The following is a 16,302-nucleotide window of genomic DNA, read 5'->3' on the forward strand; positions in this document are numbered from 1 at the left end:
TCACACAGCCTTTAATATTCAATTTTATCAACAGCATATCAGTGAATCACCATTTTGACCATGCGCGAAAGATGGTAATGCATTTGCAGAAAGATGGGAATCCACTTAACTGTGTATAATTGGCTCTTCACCGAATGTAGTGGAAACACTTTCAACAAACATTAATGAGCGAGATAATAAGTAAACGTTCATGAATACCTCGCGACCATGCAAGACACGACGCTTTATCAATCCATTCTTGGATTAACTCATCCTTGGGCTGTTTCATCTGTTGAACTCAATGAGTCAACCCAAACCATCACCGTACGCGTTGACTATGACCGAGCTTCATTAACGGCTTGCCCCTCTTGCGGTAAGGCTGTTCGTCGACACGATACTCGGCGGCGGGTTTGGCGACATTTAGATACCTGTCAGTTTGAAACACGTATTGAGGCTGAAGTCCCTCGAGCTGATTGCCCAGAGCATGGAGTGCAAACACTTCAAGTGCCTTGGGCGACAAGTAACAGTCGCTACACAGAGCTGTTTGAGGCTCGCGTTATAGAGATGCTTAAAGTCAGTTCCTTATACGCGGTGAGTAAAACCTATCGGCTTAGCTGGGGAGCCATCGACCGTATTATGGCACGAGCCGTTCAACGCGGTCTGACAGCCAGAACCACCATCAACTACCAAGACCTGTTGGTCGATGAAACGGCATTTAAGAAAGGCCATGACTATGTCACGGTATTATCCAATAGTGATGGTCAGGTGATATCGGTTGAAGACGGTCGAACAGGCATGAGCCTATCTGCTTGCTTTAAGGCATTGCCCCCTGAGTCAACAATGGTTACACGTTCCATATCGATGGACATGAGCAGAGCATATATAAACGCAGCATATGACTACTTCGGTGAGCGGGCTAAGCAAATGATAGCCATAGACCATTTTCATATCGCAAAGGTGCTCACTAAAGCGGTGAATGAAGTGAGAAAAAGCGAACTCATGGCGTTGCCCCAGCATTTAAAAAGAGAGTGCCACCAAACACGGTATGGATGGTTAAAACGAAACAGCCACCTACATGGGACATTGAGAGAAAGAGTGAATGCGCTGGCCAAAATGATGCAAAATACTGGCTTGAGCTGGATATTCAAAGAGCAAGCAAGAGCCATTTGGTATGGCGATGCAGCTAACGCCAAAGCGGCTTGGAATGATTGGTTGGCACTCATAAAGGTCAGTCAAATCAGGCCGATGATGACAGCAGCAGAAACCGTGAAAACGCACTTAAAGGGCATCATCAATGCGATGCGTTATAAGGTATCAAATGGCTTAGCGGAAGCGATAAATGGAAACATTCAGCGCCTAAAAATACGTTCGATGGGTTTTAGAAATAAAGAACGCTTTAAGCGAGCTATTTTATTTCACTTTGGAGGGCTTGATATGACTTTCCACCAAGAACGGTGAAGAGCCATATAATAACAGTATAAAGGTCGACATATGAGCCCAGCATATCTCGCATTTATCGAGGTAAAAATGCGCTTAACACGCTTTAGAGATACAACAACTCGAAGGGATTTAGCATGGATATGGCGCTTTATTTTATTCAAGCAAAACGCCATCCCAAAGACATGCACAACCGAGAGGTTGAGCGCTTTTTAAGCGAGCTCGCTAACCAAAGGGAGCTCGCACCACAAAGTCAGACCCTTGCCTTAAATGCACTGGTATTTTTAAGCCAGTTTATTTGCCAGTCGCCACTGCCGCGGTAAAATGCGCTGCCGCCTTACAGCTCGCTTGACGCCAACGGCTGCTAAACCACGAGCTCCAAAACTTTCGCGGATGTAAGATAAAACCCTGTTGCAAACTTAGCCCTGACTCGATCCCAATATCGCCTCGCACAGCACTATTGGGCAGGCTCAGGACCCAATCTTCACTAACCACTTGCTCGCCAGCTTTCAAGCGCTCAGATACCGCTTTACTATAAACCACCAAGCGGATCGGCTTGGCTTTGGCAATCTCGATCCCCTGACCATCAAAGCCACCCGCAATCACTGGAAATGATGGGATCACGCACACTTCGCCGGGCTCGCCTTTGGCCACATAGATCCCTTTGCCACTGATCCCATGCAAGTACAACAACTGTCCTTCGCTGGCATTTTCAACATAAACCACGCCCTGTGCGCCAGCAGGAATGCTTGGCAAGTCGACTTCTTTCGCCACAATAAAGGGAATATGCGTTAATAAATAAATCAAGCTGATTAGCAACGATAAGTTCACTCCAGCATTCATCAATTTGTGATTCATAAATGGCTCCCTTGTAACGGAAATTGATCAAATGCATGGCGACCCGGTAATCCGGGCTGGGCCAAAAGAAACAATAGCAACAAGGGCCCAACCAGCGGAATCACCATCAATAACAAGTACCATCCCGAACGCCCAGTATCATGTAAACGTCGAACAGTTAGCGCAAGCATCGGGAGAAAACAGCTCAAACTATACACAATATCGACCCAAGCGGGCGTCACTCCAGTGAGCTCCAAAATCAGTACGCTTAGCCCCACCAACAGGTTTACCGCAAAAAACATCCAAAATGCTTCTCTGGAACTTCGCCCACTAAACACCAACGCATATTTCCATGCTTGCCAATACCATTTCATGATTCATTCTCCACAATTAAACGCTAAGCGATACGCAGCAAAGATGCTGCAGAACCACCCGAGAATGCGGTAATTGGGGGAATGAAGCGTCCTAGAACAGGTTCGAGGACGCCCTAAAACGGGTTTAAGGACGCGGGGCGCTTCTCCCCACCGCTGAAGCTAGGTATGCTTGCCTAATGAAAATGACAACTTAGCCTTGAAAGGAAAATGGAATTGTTATGTTGGCTATCCCCTTACCCATGGTGGTATCTCTGTTATTGGTGATGCTGGCGCTGAGCCTGATGGTGCAAAACCCCGAGCAAGCAAAAAATGGTGGCTTATTTTTACTGCTGTGTGCTTTAACCACCGCGGTGGTTGGCTTACGTTGGACAGTTGATGCGACGATTTTGCATTTCCTAGCCCCCATTTTGGCGTCTTTGATCCCGGTTGCCGCCTGGTATTACTTTAGCAAAGCCCATCACGCCAAAGGTTTATCACGATTACATGCCTTGGGCCCAATACTGGTGACCCTCGCCTGGTTTATTCATAGCTGGCTCCCCCTATTAGATATCGCCTTAACCACACTTTACCTGGCTTATGGGCTTGCATTGCTGCGAAGTTCCCTGGCCAAGGATGAACTGCCGGAACAAGTACAATTATCGGCGATTGAATGGGCAAGAAAGTCGGAGCGCATCGCCGGGCTGATGTTGTTATTTTCGGCGATGATCGATACCAGTATTTCATTAGATTTTGTCTGGTACCAAGGACAACATGCTCGCTATATTCTGAGCCTTGGGCACGCATTTTTGTTACCGATGCTGTCGTTGGCGGTGGTTTTTGTGAGCCTGAGTACCCGCGCCAGTGACCAGCAAACTGGTGCCGCAGCGCTTAAGCCCAGCGATTTGCAAAGCGCGGCTAAAGACCAAAACGCGCCTCCCTTAAGCCAGCAACAAGCCCAGCAAATAGTGCAACAGCTCGATCAACTGATGCTAAATAAACAAGCCTTTCTCGACCCCGATTTAACCCTTGATCGCTTATCTCGTAAACTGGGGATCCCGGCGCGAAAAATATCGATTGCAGTAAATCAAATATACGGCCGCAACGTGTCCAAGGTGGTTAACGAATACCGTATCACCCAAGCCAAAAACTTAATGGCGAATAGCCATGACACCCTCACTCAAATTTACCTGAATGCTGGTTTTCAAACTAAATCTAACTTTAATCGTGAATTTAAACGGGTGACTGGCCAAAGCCCCAGTCAGTTTCGAGACTCACTCAATCACGCCAAGCCTTAAACCGCTAGTTTCCAAGTCCCCCGCCAAGCTTAACTTTGGGCACCGTGCTTAACAGTGCTTAACAGTGCTTCGCCATCTGGCCGAGCCCCTGTTAAGCTGGTTTATCCAGCGCAAAGCTAAATTGGCTTCCCTCACCTAAACAAGAATCAACGGTAATGCTGGCGTAATGCAATTGCACAATCCGCTTCGCAATGGCCAGACCCAGGCCACCGTGAGCGCTGCGATCCTGAGTTCGGTTTTCCGCCCGATAATGGGCATCAAAAATATACGGTAGATCATCGGCGGGAATGCCTGAGCCGGTGTCACTCACCACAATATTGAGTTTGTGTGGATCTTGGTGTTGCTGAATGCGCACGCTAATTCGATCGCCGATACTGCAATGACGAATGGCGTTTTCCAGCAGGTTAGTAAATACCCGCTCGATCCGTTGAATATCGGCGTTTACCATTAACGATGGATCTCGAGGCTCTACTTGCATCAGCAGCTGCTTGGCTTGCGCAGCTAAATGTAATTTTTGCATCACATCTTGCGCCAATTCGGCAATCGCCACCGGCTCTTGATTGAGCGTCGCCGATTCGCTGTCCAGATGGGCAAGTTCGAACAACTGCTCCACCAAGGCACTGGTTTTACGGGCACTACTCAGTGCTACCTGAATCAACTTTTCGCCTTCGTCGAAGTTTAAATCGCGATGTTTCAATTGCCAAGTTTCTAGGTAACCCTGCAAGGATGCCAGTGGCGTTCTTAAATCATGCGATACATAAGAGACTAACTCACGGCGCAATTGGTCGGTATCCTTCACCTTTTGATATTGACCTTGAATGGTGGTGGCCATATGACTAAAGGCCGAACCCAGCTTTTGCACCTCGTCGTAGGAGTTATTTTGCCAATGCTCGGCAATGTTGGCGTTTTTCTCTAAACCCACTTGTTGGAATTGATCGATATCTTTGGCGAGGCGACGCAATGGCTTGGTGAGCAGTCCAAAGACCAACACCACCACCAACAAACTAAAGCCCAAAATGAAAAACAAACCAATCAGGCTGAGCTTCATAATATGACTACTTTGTAAAAGCTCAGCCACACTGTCGTAGATCTCGCCACCAATAATGATATATAGGTAAGCTTTTAGCCCGCTTGCATCGCGTATTTCTGCCGCCGAAAATATTTTACTCCGGCTGTTAGAACGAGGATCTTGACCAACAATTGGCACCACATGCCCCCCCTGAATGAAAGCCCGGATCGGGCTTAAGTCAATTTGGGTGCGTTTAATTTTTTGCGGGTCGGCTGAATAAGTCAGCACCTTACCTTGCGGATCCAGAATATAAAATTCGAAACTTGGCCCCAGGATCATCATCGAATGAAAAGCTGCCTCAATCGCCTTGGGATCGAGCTGACCATCTTGAAACAACTGTTGATCGTTCACCAGGTATTCAGCCAACTTTAGGTGTAACTTCTGCTCGATTTCATTTTGATACTGTTGTGAGCTTTGATGGGCCAAGCCAAGCAGTAAGATCCCCGCCAGTATAAAACAAGCCACAACCGCCAACACTAATTTGCTATAGAAAGAGCTAAGCAAGCTAAACATCATTAAATTTATACCCCACGCCCCATACGGTGAGAACATACTGAGGATGAGAGGGATCGCTTTCCAACTTCGTGCGTAAGCGATTGATGTGCGAATTCACCGTGTGCTCATAGCCGCTGTGTTGATAACCCCACACTTCATCTAATAATTGAGTGCGGCTAAACACTAAACCCGGCGATTTAGCCAGATAATAAAGCAAGTCAAACTCGGTGGAAGTAAGCTCCACCACTTGCTGAGCCACCGAGACCTGACGCCGCGCCACGTCGATGCTTAAGTCTTGGCGCTGCATTAACTGCGGTTCGGGGTGATTCTGAGATTGCTGCAACAGGTCAACTCGGCGCAGCATCGCCTTCACCCGCGCTTGTAACTCACGCACACTAAAAGGTTTGGTGAGATAGTCATCGGCCCCCATTTCTAAACCCACCACCCGATCGGCTTCAGAATCCCGTGCGGTTAACATTAATATCGGGGTATTAATCTGTCGAGCCCGTAATTGCTGACAAATATCCAGGCCATTCATCCCCGGCAACATCAGATCCAATACAATTAAATCGAAGGCTTGTTGGCTGGCCTGGATAAAACCTTGGCCCCCATGATCACAACTTTCCACCTGATACAGCAGGTCACCGAGGTTCATAACGATTAAATTATTGATATCGTGGTCATCTTCAATCACCAAGATCCGTGCTGACATAAATGCTCCATAGCAGCTTAAATAGGTACGTCCGCAACTTTGCGGACGTCCCCATGGGGTGCTTAATCGATACGAGTGATCACCACCCGACCGACCTGATTCGATAAACGATGTTGGGGCATTAATACCGATGCAGCATCGTCTGCTTGAGTCACTAGACCGGGATGACGGGAAACTTTATTCATCACATCGTCACGAATTGCCGAAAATCCCTCACCGCCGTCGGCTGGACCGGGAATGGTGCCAGCCGCTTCGCTATTGGCTTCGGTGCCAGCATCATAGGCGGGCAAAGGATAAGTCAGGGTTTCACCCACCATCACCTTGGAGAGATCCAAAGCATTCAATCCGCTAAAGGCATCATTGCTGTTCACCAACATACTTGCCAATGACAAACGCATATCGTGGCGCGCCGCTGCAGTAATCATCAAACTATCTGTGTCGCCGGGGCCAACCGCCCCAGCGCCAAGCATGGCCACATCCTTGCCATTAAACATCGCGACTAAAGCACTTGCATCGCCGCCTTCAGCCAAGTTTTCTAAAGCCAAACTTGCCGGTGCACCAATGCTCCACAGCTGTATCGCGCTATCGTGGATCGCTAACATAACCGGCGATAAAGCCTGCGCTGCGGTATCATTGTATATGGTAACTTGATAACTTTGCATCGCAGCGCTGCTGCTTACATCGTCAGTGCCGCAGGCGCTTAAGCCTGCTGCCAGCAGCCCGATGGTCAAGGCTCGCTGAGTAAATTTTAAGATAGCCATCATTGCTCCTTACTTCACGGTAACCTGTACTTTAGCTACTGGGTTTAACCAGCGATGAATACGGCTATCTACATCACTGATGCCGCCGCTGGCATCACTATCGCCCACATTACCGGGGTGAATATGAATATTGCTGTTGCTAGAAACAGTCGTCACGCCGCTAGCCCCCGTTCCGCCATGCATTCCCGGATCGGCCGGAATTCCCGGAGTCCCCGGTGTGCCGCCGCCATTAATGATTTCATCGTTAGCTTCGGTTCCCGCATCATAAGCGTTCATATAAAAGGTATAGGTTCCCGCTTCGCTGGGAATTTGCCAGCTGTCGATGCCAACAAAACCATCATTGGTCGGCAACATCATCGCCACAATGCTCAACTGAGTATTGGCACCTGTATCCATATCGCTCAGCATGGCTTGGCTAGTTGGCGCTAATAAACCGCTGGCCGGATTTTGCACCGATACCGCAGCAATACCATCGGCAATGCTAACTAAGCCGGAAATATCTCCGCCTTCGGCCATCGCTTGCAGTGCACTTGAAGCCGCTTGACCCACCTCAAACAGATGGCTATCGGCAGCGTGTGCGGTCACGAGTAATGGGGTGAAGTAAATGCCTTGTGTTAGGTTAGTAATTTTTACATCGAGCATTGCGGCGTGGCTTAAGCTGCTTACCGCAAGCAGTGGCAGTGCCAATAAAGATGACTTGAGATCCATGATTCGCTCCTTTTGTGGTCCTAAATTAACAGTCGCACTCAGCTTAAACAGCAGCTATCCCAAGCAACTCACGAACTTATCACGTTTTTATCACATGCCATAAAGTCCTTATTTAACAATCAATTAAAGATAAAAATAATTGACACACCTCACTTAAAACCTACCCTCTGCCCAATATTAGTCACGCTCAACGCTTCATTAGGCGTTTCGTCAATCGCTTGATGCGCCAACAGAGCTGCACCGAAGTGCAACATTTGCCCTCAAAATGTGCAATTCGTCATACAAACCAAGCTAAAAATCTCCGCGAGCGACTGTTCCCGCCTCATCAACACCGAATTAAGCCCTTGTAATCTATTACGAATTAAAATTTTAAATGGATATTTTGTTGACTGGCTCAGTTGTTGCAAAACCAAACCCACAAGATTCAATCGTTTCAACTTTATTTCAATACACTCGCAAAGGAAGCACTATGTTTAAAATTAAATCTCTACTCGCTGGCGCCGCAATTGCGCTTAGCATGTTCAGCTCAACTTTGGTTCAAGCCAACCAGCTTGACACTTTAACCCAGCGCGGCGTACTAAAAGTGGCGGTTCCACAAGATTTTCCGCCATTTGGCTCGGTAGGTAGTGACCTGCAACCTCAGGGCTATGATATCGATATGGCCAGTTATCTTGCGAAAGAACTGGGGGTGAAATTAGAGCTTGTGCCCGTCACCAGCGCGAACCGCATTCCTTACTTACAAACGCGTAAAGTCGATTTGGTTATTTCGAGTCTGGGTAAAAACCCAGAACGCCAAAAAGCCATCGACTTTAGTGATGCTTATGCGCCATTTTTCTTGGGTGTATTTGGTAGCGAAGACGTGAAAGTGACCAGCGCCGCTGATCTCGCTGGAAAAACCATTGGGGTAACCCGAGGTGCAGTAGAGGATATTGAACTAAGCAAGTTAGTCGATAGCTCGACCACCATTAAGCGCTTTGAAGATAATAACACCACCTTATCGGCCTACTTATCCGGTCAAGTCGAGCTAATCGCTACCGGTAACCTAGTGGCTACCGAAATTGCCAAACGCGTCCCAGATCGTAAACCGATGACCAAATTCATGCTGAAGAATTCGCCTTGTTATGTGGGTGTAATGAAGGGTGAAGACGCCTTAGTTGCCAAGGTGAACAGCCTGATAGCCAAAGCTAAAAGCCAAGGTGAACTAGAAAAACTATCACTAACTTGGTTTAAAACCTCCCTTCCTGCAGGCCTTTAAATCGGAGAGACTAATGAGCTACCAGCTGGATTTTGCGGGCCTAGTGCCCTATTTACCGGAGTTAAGCAAAGGTTTACTCACCACCGCCGAGCTCACCTTATATTCCACTGTTGCCGGTATTTTACTTGGCACCGCTGGGGCTGCTGGCCGTGTGAGTCAGAAACCTTGGCTGCGGTGGCTCATTAGCAGCTACGTTGAAGTAATTCGTAATACTCCATTTATTGTGCAGTTGTTTTTTATTTTCTTTGGTTTGCCCGCACTGGGTTTTAAGCTAAGTGCTTGGCAAGCGGGTTGTTTAGCGATGGTGATCAACCTGGGTGCCTACCTGACCGAAATTATTCGAGCAGGCATAGAAGCCACTCCCAAAGGTCAGTGGGAAGCTGGTAAAACGCTCGGGCTAAGCCATTGGCAAATTTTTAGCCGAGTCGTCTTACCTACGGCTTTTCAACGGATTTATCCGGCGCTGGTCAGCCAATGCATTATTGTGATGTTGGGATCGGCTGTGGTGTCGCAAATCTCGGTTGAAGAACTCACTTTTTCCGCCAACTTTATTCAGTCTCGAAACTTTTTAAGCTTCGAATCGTATTTGGTCACCGCACTGATCTATTTGCTGCTAGCTATTGCAATGCGTCAGTTATTCGAACTCGGTGCTCGACGCATGTTCAAAAATCCAAGCTTATAGGAAGCCCAATAATGACGCAATTTACCGATTGGGACATTTTACGTAACTTATTATTGGCAGCACGCTGGACCCTTTTATTATCGCTAATAGCCTTTGCCAGCGGTGGTTTAGTGGCCCTGCTGCTTACCTTTATGCGGGTCAGCCGTAACCCAGTATTGGGGGCAATTGTAAGAGGCTACGTAGAACTCTTTCAAGGGACGCCTCTGCTGATGCAGTTATTCCTGATCTTTTTTGGTTTGTCCCTAGTCGGAGTCGATGTGAACGCTTGGACGGCGGCCATTATTGGCTTAACCCTGTTTACCAGCGCCTTTTTATGCGAAATATGGCGTGGTTGTATTGAGTCGCTCAACAAAGGTCAGTGGGAAGCGGCTCGCACTCTGGGTTTAAGCTTCTTACAAACCATGCGCTATATTATTCTACCGCAAGCGCTCAAAGTGGCCGTGGCGCCAACCGTTGGCTTCTCGGTACAAGTGGTTAAGGGCACCGCCCTCACTTCCATTATCGGCTTTGTTGAACTGACCAAAGCAGGCACCATGCTGAACAATGCCACCTTTCAACCCTTTAAGGTATTTGCCTTAGTCGCCGCCCTATATTTCCTACTGTGTTTTCCACTGTCGCTGTACAGCAAGTATCTGGAGAAAAAACTCAATGTCGCTGGTTAGTATTGAAAAAATTCATAAATATTACGGTCAACACCACGTTTTAAAAGGCGTCGACTTAAAAGTGAAGGCCGGAGAGGTCATTTCGATCATCGGTCGTAGTGGCTCTGGTAAAAGCACACTATTGCGCTGTATTAATGGCTTGGAGCCTTTTCAAGGTGGCGCTATTATTGTCGACAAACAAGCCGTGAGCGATGATGAAAGACAGCTGCGTTTACTGAGTCGTAGTGTGGGCATGGTGTTCCAAAACTTTAATTTATTCCCCCATATGACTACCGGGGAAAACATCATGTTAGCGCCGAAATTGGTATTAAAGAAAAGTGAGGCCGAATGCCGCGCCCTGGCCGAGTCGGTATTAGCCAAAGTTGGCCTGGCCGATAAGTTTGACCAATACCCCACCAGCATGTCGGGTGGTCAGCAACAACGTGTGGCAATTGCCCGCTCGCTGGCAATGTCGCCCAAGGTGCTGTTGTGTGACGAGATCACCTCAGCGCTTGACCCGGAGCTGGTCGGAGAAGTTCTCAAAGTGCTGGAGCAGCTCGCCGCCGAGGGCATGACCCTTATTTTGGTGACCCACGAAATGAACTTTGCCCGTGATGTGGGTGATAGAGTGGTATTTATGCACCAAGGCAAAGTATGGGAAACAGGCGAGAGTAAGGCCGTTTTTGCCAATCCTCAGACCAGCGAATTACAAAGCTTTATTTCGGCGGTGCTGTAATCGCATCAAGCCATAGCGAAACCAAGGAGTGAGTGGCCAATGAGTAAATCGGTTTGTCCGTTTAATCAACGAATTGTAGAGCATTACCAACAGCTATCTGGCACCGCCCGAGTGGTGGCCGATTACCTACAGCACCACCCAGACAAGGTTCTCATTTTATCCACCGCAGAAATTGCTCAGGCCTGTAAAGTTTCAAAAGCCAGCGTTAGTCGATTTTTTCGCCAGCTCGGTTATCAAGACCATCAGCAAGTTTGCGATGAACTGCGCCAGCAGCGCGAATGGGGCCAACCGCTGCTCACCAATCAGCCGGGCAGCCATGGCGATAAAGAGGATATTCAGAGCATCAATCAGCTCTATCAACAACTAGAGCCTCTCGATTTCCATTTACTAGTCGAACAAATTAGTCACGCCAAAGCGATCACCATTATTGGCTACCGCAATAGCTACCCTTTAGCGATGCACCTGCGCGAACAACTCACCCAATGTCGGCCAAACGTGAATTTGCTGCCGCTGCCAGGGCAAAGTATTGGTGAAGATCTCAGCCAGCTTAGGGCTGATGACTTAGTCATCGTGATTGGGATCCGCCGTCGCCCCAAATTGTTCTCCGCGCTAATTGAGCAAATTAGTCACTGTAATAGTGTGCTGATCACTGACCAATCGGGACAACGCTATGCCAAAGACGTAAAACACCTATTAGTTTGTCCGATGAGCAACCATACAGCACTCGACAGTTATGCGGCACCGATGAGTTTATTGGCACACTTAAGTAATAAAATTTACGACTATTTGGGCACTGCTGCGCAGCAACGTAGTGCCGCAATCAGCAAGCAATATCAGTTGCTGGATGAACTAGAGCATTATAACTAAGGCAAGTTTTACTCAATCTAGACATCAGGCCTATGCGCCGATGTCATATTAGTGATCAAACTTGGAACTGCTTAACATCGACCATGAAACGATTGCCTCTAGTTATGCTAAATTAGATGCATTTGACTCAAATCTTGAGTCTGTGAACACAACATACAAGAACAATAAGGACAATCATGAGCCAAGTAATCACCGCCAGCGCTAACACCGATGCGCCAGAGTTTAGCCGTCAATTTATCAACTTAGCCGATCACCGCCTCGGCAGCACTGTGGTTGCAGTCAGTGATGACTTTTTTGCCAAAGCCGACCGCATGCTTAATCACCTACCAGCGGTTTTTTATCCTGATAAGTATGACGATAACGGTAAATGGATGGATGGTTGGGAAAGCCGTCGTCGCCGCGATGCGGGCCATGATTGGAGCATTGTAAAACTGGGCGTAAAAGGTATCGTGAAAGGTGTACAAGTAGATACCCATTTTTTCACCGGCAACTTTGCCCCCGCCGTAAGTTTGGAAGTTTGTCATAGCGATCAGGAACAGCCCGACAGCGAAACCCAATGGCAAGCCCTGCTCCCTGCCAGCGCTCTCGCAGGCGACAGTAGCCAGTTTTTTGAAGTGAGCACAGCTCAGGCGGTGACCCATATACGAGTAAATATTTTTCCCGATGGCGGGATTGCTCGCTTAAGAGTATTTGGCCTGCCACAAGCCGATATTCAAAGTGACGAGAAAATCGATTTGGTCGCCTTAGTCAATGGTGGCCGGGTGGTTGGCTTTAACGATGCCCACTACGGTACTCCCAGTAATTTGCTGGCACCAGGCAAAGGCGTCAACATGGGAGATGGCTGGGAAACCCGCCGTCGCCGTGAACCCGGTAACGACTGGTGTATTATCGCCTTGGGTCAAGCAGGCAGCGTTGAAGAAATTGAAATCGCCACCACCCACTTTAAAGGTAACTTCCCCGATAAGTTATCGATTCAAGCGGCGCACATTAGTGACCCGAACGATTTAAGCCTCATTAGCCAGAGTATGTTTTGGCCGGAACTATTGGCAGCTCAGCCACTCAGCGCTGATCATGATCACCACTTCAGCCAAGTAAATCCACTGGGTCCGATCACCCATATTCGAGTTAACATCTATCCCGATGGTGGGATCAGTCGCGTCAGATTGTGGGGTAAGGCATAGGAAGTCATATGGTAAATCACATAGATTTATATCTGGAGCCTCTCAGCCAAAGCGCATTTAGCACCTTTGGCGAGGTGATACAAACCGATGGCAGCGAGCATTTCAGCATCAATGCTGGCAGCACCGAGCGCTATCACAACTTAGCCGACCTACAATGCAGTGGTCGCCACAGTAAAATGATCGCCTCAATCTTTCGAGGGCAAGCCTTTGGCTTGCCTTTAAGTATCAAGATGATGGAGCACCATCCTTACGGGAGTCAGTTATTTATGCCCCTGCAACAACGCCCCTATGTGGTGGTAGTTGCCCCCGCAGGCGAGCTAAAAGAAGGGCAAATCAAAGCCTTTTTGGCACAGGGTAATCAAGGGGTGAATTATCACAGCGGTGTATGGCACCATCCGCTGATTAGCCTTGAACAAGTTAGTGACTTTTTAGTGATTGACCGCAGTGGTGAAGAAGCTAATTGTGTCGAACAAAACTTAAGCCAATCCATCAGGCTATTGTTTTCTGAGTAAGCGCTTTGAATTCGGGCGGCAGCGTATCACGGCTGCGCCCGAGTGCAAGCCAACCACTTAAGCGCTAAGGCTGCAAGCACAGACTAACTCATCACGTATTCGCTGTAATAAGTAGCTTTCGCGCTCAATCGACATGCCTGCTTTGGGGTTATTAGCCAGCGTATCCAGATTATGGGCAATGGCTTGTTCGATGTTCACCCAACGCGGCTGCATCCCGTTGTTCACTTCATAATCTTCTAATGATGTTTTGCCAAGCTTTGGATCAATATTACAGGTGTAGCAATAAGAGCGCATATGCAAGTAGTCGGCGTCCTCTTTATACCAAGGACGATACTCTTCGTAGCAACCAAAAGCGGCAATATCGCGAATGTTTTGCGCGCCAGTTTCTTCGCTCAACTCTCGCACTAAAGCGGCAGTCAATGTTTCATCAGGATTGACCCCACCGCCAGGTAAGCTGTAGTCATGATAACGCTCGGTATACATTAGCAAAATATCATCGCCGCTTAATACAATCGCACGCGCCGCTAAACGCTCGAGGCTACGCCCTCCAAGACTGGCAATTTGAGGATGAACGGTAGATTGAAGAAGACGCATCGAAACAGCAAACCAGCAAACTAAAAATGAGGCGGCAAAATTACCAAACAAAATCGCTGTCCGCAAGCTGCAAGCGCTGCTCAACTCGCAGAGACCATGTGCATTAAGGCTGGTAAATATACTGCTGATAGCTAGGGTCGATGCCCTCGATATAGGGATTATCTAGTCGGAATATTTTACGATGTCTAAGATCCACAAAATCGAGACTTTCGCCATAGTATTTTTTCCATAACGCCATTAGAGAGCCATCGTAATAGGCCTTAAGCAAGCCTTGTTTAATTCGATTAGCCGCATCAGCATTTGCTTTATTGGTGAAAAAAAATCGAGGCAAAGGATAATAAAGCGCAATATGTTTATCGTATAGCAGCCCTTCAATGTTTTGGTGTGCTTGATACTCAGCTAAGAGCTCGTTACTACCCCGAGAAAATAAATCAAAGCGCCCTTTGGCGACCATTTTAAATAGCGCTTGATAAGTACCACCAAGCACTACCTTAAAATTATGATATTTTAAGATTTCACTATCAAGCCACCCAGCCCCCTGCCCAATCGTAAACTCTTTTAATTGCTCAATATTATCCACAGCCTGAAGCGCTTGCTGAGATTGAGCAGAAACAAAAAATACACGATAACCCACAATGCCCAAATCAACGGGGAAATCTGCATAACTATATTGCTTAAGATTTTCAGTTGAGACCGACAACTTAGTAAAAAAATTACTAAACAAATTCCCCTCAACGGACTTCAAGGCTCGACTAGAATTCATTCGAGGCACGAGATCTAGTTTATAGCTGCCATGAGAACTCACCGTTTTCTCTAAAGCAAGTCGAAACAAGGCGATACTATATTCACTACGCGTATCATTCACATGCTCTTTCCCCCGATAAGTAAAGGTTGTGAGCGCAAAAGAAGGTAATGATAATATCAGTAAACAAAGGCCAACTAGGCCATTGCGCAAAAAATAGCCCACGCATACTCCTCAATACATATTAACTATGCTTAAGTGTAATGTTTCACTCAGCGTTATCTTTTATCTCTATCGCAAGTTATAAAATTTCTGGGAGCAATAAATTGTATAAATCAATTAGGGTTGATAAATATACTGTTGATAACTGTTATCAATCCCTTGTAAAAATGGATTTTCAATCTGAAAAATCTTTCTATTCTTCAATTCGACCAAGCGAATACTGTCTGCATAATACTGGTTCCAAAGCTTCATCAAAGAGCCATCATCATAAGCCATTAATAATCCTTGTTTGATTCTTTGAGTCGCTTCAACATTCGAATGATGGCTAAAGAAAAACCTTGGCAAGGGGTAATATAGGGCAAGCCGTTTATCAATCAATAAATCGCCTATCGACTGGTGTACCTGATACTCTGCATAGATCTCATTACTACCGCGAGAAAATAGATCGAAACGACCTTTAGCAACCATCTTAAATAAACTCTCATAGGGACTGCCCAGAATCACGCGAAAACCATTGTGTTTAAGAATTTCGCTATCCAGCCAACCAATACCTTGCCCAATCGTAAAAGATTTAAGCTGCTCTATATTTTCGACTTCATCCAATTTATCTTTTGCTTGCGGCGAAACAAAAAATATCCGATAGCCAACAACTCCTAAGTCCACAGGAAAGTCGACATAACTAAGTTGCTCTAAACGCTTCTTTGAGACCGACTGCTTGGTAAAAAAATTAGGCCAAGTATTCGCTAATGCAGCTTTTAATCCTCGGGATGTATTCATGTTAGGAATAATATTTAACTGATATTCACCATGTGTCGAGACGGTTTTATCTAGTGCCAGACGAAACAGTGCAATATCGTACTCTGCGCGAATATCATTGGGGCTTTCCTTCCCACGGCAGGTGTAAATGGTGGTCGCTAAGCTAGAAAATGATAAGCCAACAAAGTACAGCGTAAGCACCACATACATAAGTAAAGATTTCACAGCGCCTCCTAGTGCCAGTGAAGCCATTCGCTTATTTGAGTATAAGTCAAAAATACAGATATTATTTTTGCCATATTCTCGCCTGATCGCGGTTCAAACAAAATCGCGCCAGGGCTAAGCTCTAGTGCGCTTTGACGGTCCATTTTTAATCTCGACCCGCACCTTGCCAATCAAAGTGAGAAGCAAATATGGCGCGCCTTTCTTACCGAAGAAAAAGAGTTTTTAACCGCCTCGCCGCTCGTT

The 16,302-nt window shown here is 47.0% G+C and carries 19 protein-coding genes; 10 read left to right on the forward strand and 9 right to left on the reverse strand.

All coding sequences use genetic code 11. The features are described 5' to 3' along the window. The first annotated feature begins 207 nt into the window (after positions 1-207). Together ACRRS0_RS15240 and ACRRS0_RS15245 are read left to right on the forward strand one after the other, a co-directional pair. A complete protein-coding gene (locus ACRRS0_RS15240) occupies positions 208-1,437 on the forward strand; it encodes an ISL3 family transposase (RefSeq protein ID WP_432452351.1) in 1,230 nt (409 codons plus the stop codon). 116 nt (positions 1,438-1,553) lie between these two features. Next, positions 1,554-1,739 (forward strand): phage integrase N-terminal SAM-like domain-containing protein, encoded by a 186-nt coding sequence (locus ACRRS0_RS15245; RefSeq protein WP_432452350.1) that lies wholly within the window; start codon positions 1,554-1,556, stop codon positions 1,737-1,739. Here ACRRS0_RS15245 and ACRRS0_RS15250 read toward each other — a convergent pair. Together ACRRS0_RS15250 and ACRRS0_RS15255 are read right to left on the reverse strand one after the other, a co-directional pair. After that, a complete protein-coding gene (locus tag ACRRS0_RS15250) occupies positions 1,711-2,274 on the reverse strand; it encodes a hypothetical protein (RefSeq protein WP_432452349.1) in 564 nt (187 codons plus the stop codon). The two genes, ACRRS0_RS15245 and ACRRS0_RS15250, sit on opposite strands and share 29 nt — an antisense overlap. Beyond that, positions 2,271-2,627 (reverse strand): DUF805 domain-containing protein, encoded by a 357-nt coding sequence (locus tag ACRRS0_RS15255; RefSeq protein WP_432452348.1) that lies wholly within the window; start codon positions 2,625-2,627, stop codon positions 2,271-2,273. The genes ACRRS0_RS15250 and ACRRS0_RS15255 overlap by 4 nt, the downstream gene beginning before the upstream one ends. A gap of 218 nt (positions 2,628-2,845) precedes the next feature. On the opposite strand from ACRRS0_RS15255, the gene ACRRS0_RS15260 reads away from it, so the two are divergent. Then, a complete protein-coding gene (locus ACRRS0_RS15260; protein WP_432452347.1) occupies positions 2,846-3,901 on the forward strand; it encodes a helix-turn-helix domain-containing protein in 1,056 nt (351 codons plus the stop codon). A gap of 91 nt (positions 3,902-3,992) precedes the next feature. On the opposite strand, the gene ACRRS0_RS15265 is transcribed toward ACRRS0_RS15260, so the two are convergent. The 4 genes from ACRRS0_RS15265 to ACRRS0_RS15280 form a co-directional block, all read right to left on the reverse strand. Beyond that, complete coding sequence (locus tag ACRRS0_RS15265) at positions 3,993-5,486, reverse strand: sensor histidine kinase (RefSeq protein ID WP_432452346.1); 1,494 nt, start codon at positions 5,484-5,486, stop codon at positions 3,993-3,995. Next, complete coding sequence (locus tag ACRRS0_RS15270) at positions 5,476-6,177, reverse strand: response regulator transcription factor (protein ID WP_432452345.1); 702 nt, start codon at positions 6,175-6,177, stop codon at positions 5,476-5,478. Before ACRRS0_RS15270 ends, ACRRS0_RS15265 begins: the two co-directional genes overlap by 11 nt. Positions 6,178-6,239: 62 nt before the next feature. After that, a complete protein-coding gene (locus ACRRS0_RS15275; protein ID WP_439022888.1) occupies positions 6,240-6,938 on the reverse strand; it encodes a spondin domain-containing protein in 699 nt (232 codons plus the stop codon). A 9-nt stretch (positions 6,939-6,947) separates the two neighbouring features. Then, complete coding sequence (locus ACRRS0_RS15280; protein ID WP_432452343.1) at positions 6,948-7,646, reverse strand: spondin domain-containing protein; 699 nt, start codon at positions 7,644-7,646, stop codon at positions 6,948-6,950. 469 nt (positions 7,647-8,115) lie between these two features. Between ACRRS0_RS15280 and ACRRS0_RS15285 the strand changes: the two genes are divergently transcribed. The 7 genes from ACRRS0_RS15285 (at position 8,116) to ACRRS0_RS15315 (ending at position 13,520) form a co-directional block, all read left to right on the forward strand. Then, a complete protein-coding gene (locus ACRRS0_RS15285) occupies positions 8,116-8,901 on the forward strand; it encodes a transporter substrate-binding domain-containing protein (protein ID WP_432452342.1) in 786 nt (261 codons plus the stop codon). A 13-nt stretch (positions 8,902-8,914) separates the two neighbouring features. After that, a complete protein-coding gene (locus tag ACRRS0_RS15290; RefSeq protein WP_432452341.1) occupies positions 8,915-9,583 on the forward strand; it encodes an amino acid ABC transporter permease in 669 nt (222 codons plus the stop codon). An 11-nt stretch (positions 9,584-9,594) separates the two neighbouring features. Then, entirely contained in the window at positions 9,595-10,245 is a 651-nt protein-coding gene (locus ACRRS0_RS15295; protein WP_432452340.1) for an amino acid ABC transporter permease, read from the forward strand. Then, on the forward strand, positions 10,238-10,960 hold the full coding sequence (locus tag ACRRS0_RS15300) for an amino acid ABC transporter ATP-binding protein (protein WP_432456161.1): 723 nt from the start codon (positions 10,238-10,240) through the stop codon (positions 10,958-10,960). The genes ACRRS0_RS15295 and ACRRS0_RS15300 overlap by 8 nt, the downstream gene beginning before the upstream one ends. A 39-nt stretch (positions 10,961-10,999) precedes the next feature. Next, entirely contained in the window at positions 11,000-11,827 is an 828-nt protein-coding gene (locus ACRRS0_RS15305) for a MurR/RpiR family transcriptional regulator (RefSeq protein WP_432452339.1), read from the forward strand. 176 nt (positions 11,828-12,003) lie between these two features. After that, a complete protein-coding gene (gene alc, locus ACRRS0_RS15310) occupies positions 12,004-13,008 on the forward strand; it encodes an allantoicase (protein ID WP_432452338.1) in 1,005 nt (334 codons plus the stop codon). An 8-nt stretch (positions 13,009-13,016) separates the two neighbouring features. Further along, positions 13,017-13,520: an ureidoglycolate lyase gene (locus ACRRS0_RS15315; protein WP_432452337.1), complete on the forward strand. Its 504-nt coding sequence runs from the start codon at positions 13,017-13,019 to the stop codon at positions 13,518-13,520. 57 nt (positions 13,521-13,577) lie between these two features. Here ACRRS0_RS15315 and ACRRS0_RS15320 read toward each other — a convergent pair whose 3' ends face one another. The 3 genes from ACRRS0_RS15320 to ACRRS0_RS15330 all read right to left on the reverse strand — a co-directional run bounded on the left by ACRRS0_RS15320 (position 13,578) and on the right by ACRRS0_RS15330 (position 16,059). Continuing rightward, positions 13,578-14,114: an NUDIX hydrolase gene (locus tag ACRRS0_RS15320; RefSeq protein WP_432456160.1), complete on the reverse strand. Its 537-nt coding sequence runs from the start codon at positions 14,112-14,114 to the stop codon at positions 13,578-13,580. Positions 14,115-14,217: 103 nt separating this feature from the next. Then, positions 14,218-15,081: a hypothetical protein gene (locus ACRRS0_RS15325; RefSeq protein ID WP_432452336.1), complete on the reverse strand. Its 864-nt coding sequence runs from the start codon at positions 15,079-15,081 to the stop codon at positions 14,218-14,220. A 114-nt stretch (positions 15,082-15,195) separates the two neighbouring features. Next, entirely contained in the window at positions 15,196-16,059 is an 864-nt protein-coding gene (locus tag ACRRS0_RS15330; protein WP_432452335.1) for a hypothetical protein, read from the reverse strand. Positions 16,060-16,302 lie beyond the last annotated feature (243 nt).

This window comes from Agarivorans sp. QJM3NY_29, from assembly GCF_050870835.2.
Classification (GTDB): domain Bacteria; phylum Pseudomonadota; class Gammaproteobacteria; order Enterobacterales; family Celerinatantimonadaceae; genus Agarivorans.

What these genes read in the sequence shown, in the direction of transcription:
- ACRRS0_RS15320 (WP_432456160.1), bottom strand. Translation starts at nt 14,114, where the DNA reads ATGCGTCTTCTTCAATCTACCGTTCATCCTCAAATTGCCAGTCTTGGA.
- ACRRS0_RS15280 (WP_432452343.1), bottom strand. Translation starts at nt 7,646, where the DNA reads ATGGATCTCAAGTCATCTTTATTGGCACTGCCACTGCTTGCGGTAAGC.
- ACRRS0_RS15250 (WP_432452349.1), bottom strand. Translation starts at nt 2,274, where the DNA reads ATGAATCACAAATTGATGAATGCTGGAGTGAACTTATCGTTGCTAATC.
- ACRRS0_RS15270 (WP_432452345.1), bottom strand. Translation starts at nt 6,177, where the DNA reads ATGTCAGCACGGATCTTGGTGATTGAAGATGACCACGATATCAATAAT.
- ACRRS0_RS15285 (WP_432452342.1), top strand. Translation starts at nt 8,116, where the DNA reads ATGTTTAAAATTAAATCTCTACTCGCTGGCGCCGCAATTGCGCTTAGC.
- ACRRS0_RS15240 (WP_432452351.1), top strand. Translation starts at nt 208, where the DNA reads ATGCAAGACACGACGCTTTATCAATCCATTCTTGGATTAACTCATCCT.
- ACRRS0_RS15245 (WP_432452350.1), top strand. Translation starts at nt 1,554, where the DNA reads ATGGATATGGCGCTTTATTTTATTCAAGCAAAACGCCATCCCAAAGAC.
- ACRRS0_RS15295 (WP_432452340.1), top strand. Translation starts at nt 9,595, where the DNA reads ATGACGCAATTTACCGATTGGGACATTTTACGTAACTTATTATTGGCA.
- alc (WP_432452338.1), top strand. Translation starts at nt 12,004, where the DNA reads ATGAGCCAAGTAATCACCGCCAGCGCTAACACCGATGCGCCAGAGTTT.
- ACRRS0_RS15275 (WP_439022888.1), bottom strand. Translation starts at nt 6,938, where the DNA reads ATGGCTATCTTAAAATTTACTCAGCGAGCCTTGACCATCGGGCTGCTG.
- ACRRS0_RS15305 (WP_432452339.1), top strand. Translation starts at nt 11,000, where the DNA reads ATGAGTAAATCGGTTTGTCCGTTTAATCAACGAATTGTAGAGCATTAC.
- ACRRS0_RS15315 (WP_432452337.1), top strand. Translation starts at nt 13,017, where the DNA reads ATGGTAAATCACATAGATTTATATCTGGAGCCTCTCAGCCAAAGCGCA.
- ACRRS0_RS15260 (WP_432452347.1), top strand. Translation starts at nt 2,846, where the DNA reads ATGTTGGCTATCCCCTTACCCATGGTGGTATCTCTGTTATTGGTGATG.
- ACRRS0_RS15290 (WP_432452341.1), top strand. Translation starts at nt 8,915, where the DNA reads ATGAGCTACCAGCTGGATTTTGCGGGCCTAGTGCCCTATTTACCGGAG.
- ACRRS0_RS15255 (WP_432452348.1), bottom strand. Translation starts at nt 2,627, where the DNA reads ATGAAATGGTATTGGCAAGCATGGAAATATGCGTTGGTGTTTAGTGGG.
- ACRRS0_RS15265 (WP_432452346.1), bottom strand. Translation starts at nt 5,486, where the DNA reads ATGATGTTTAGCTTGCTTAGCTCTTTCTATAGCAAATTAGTGTTGGCG.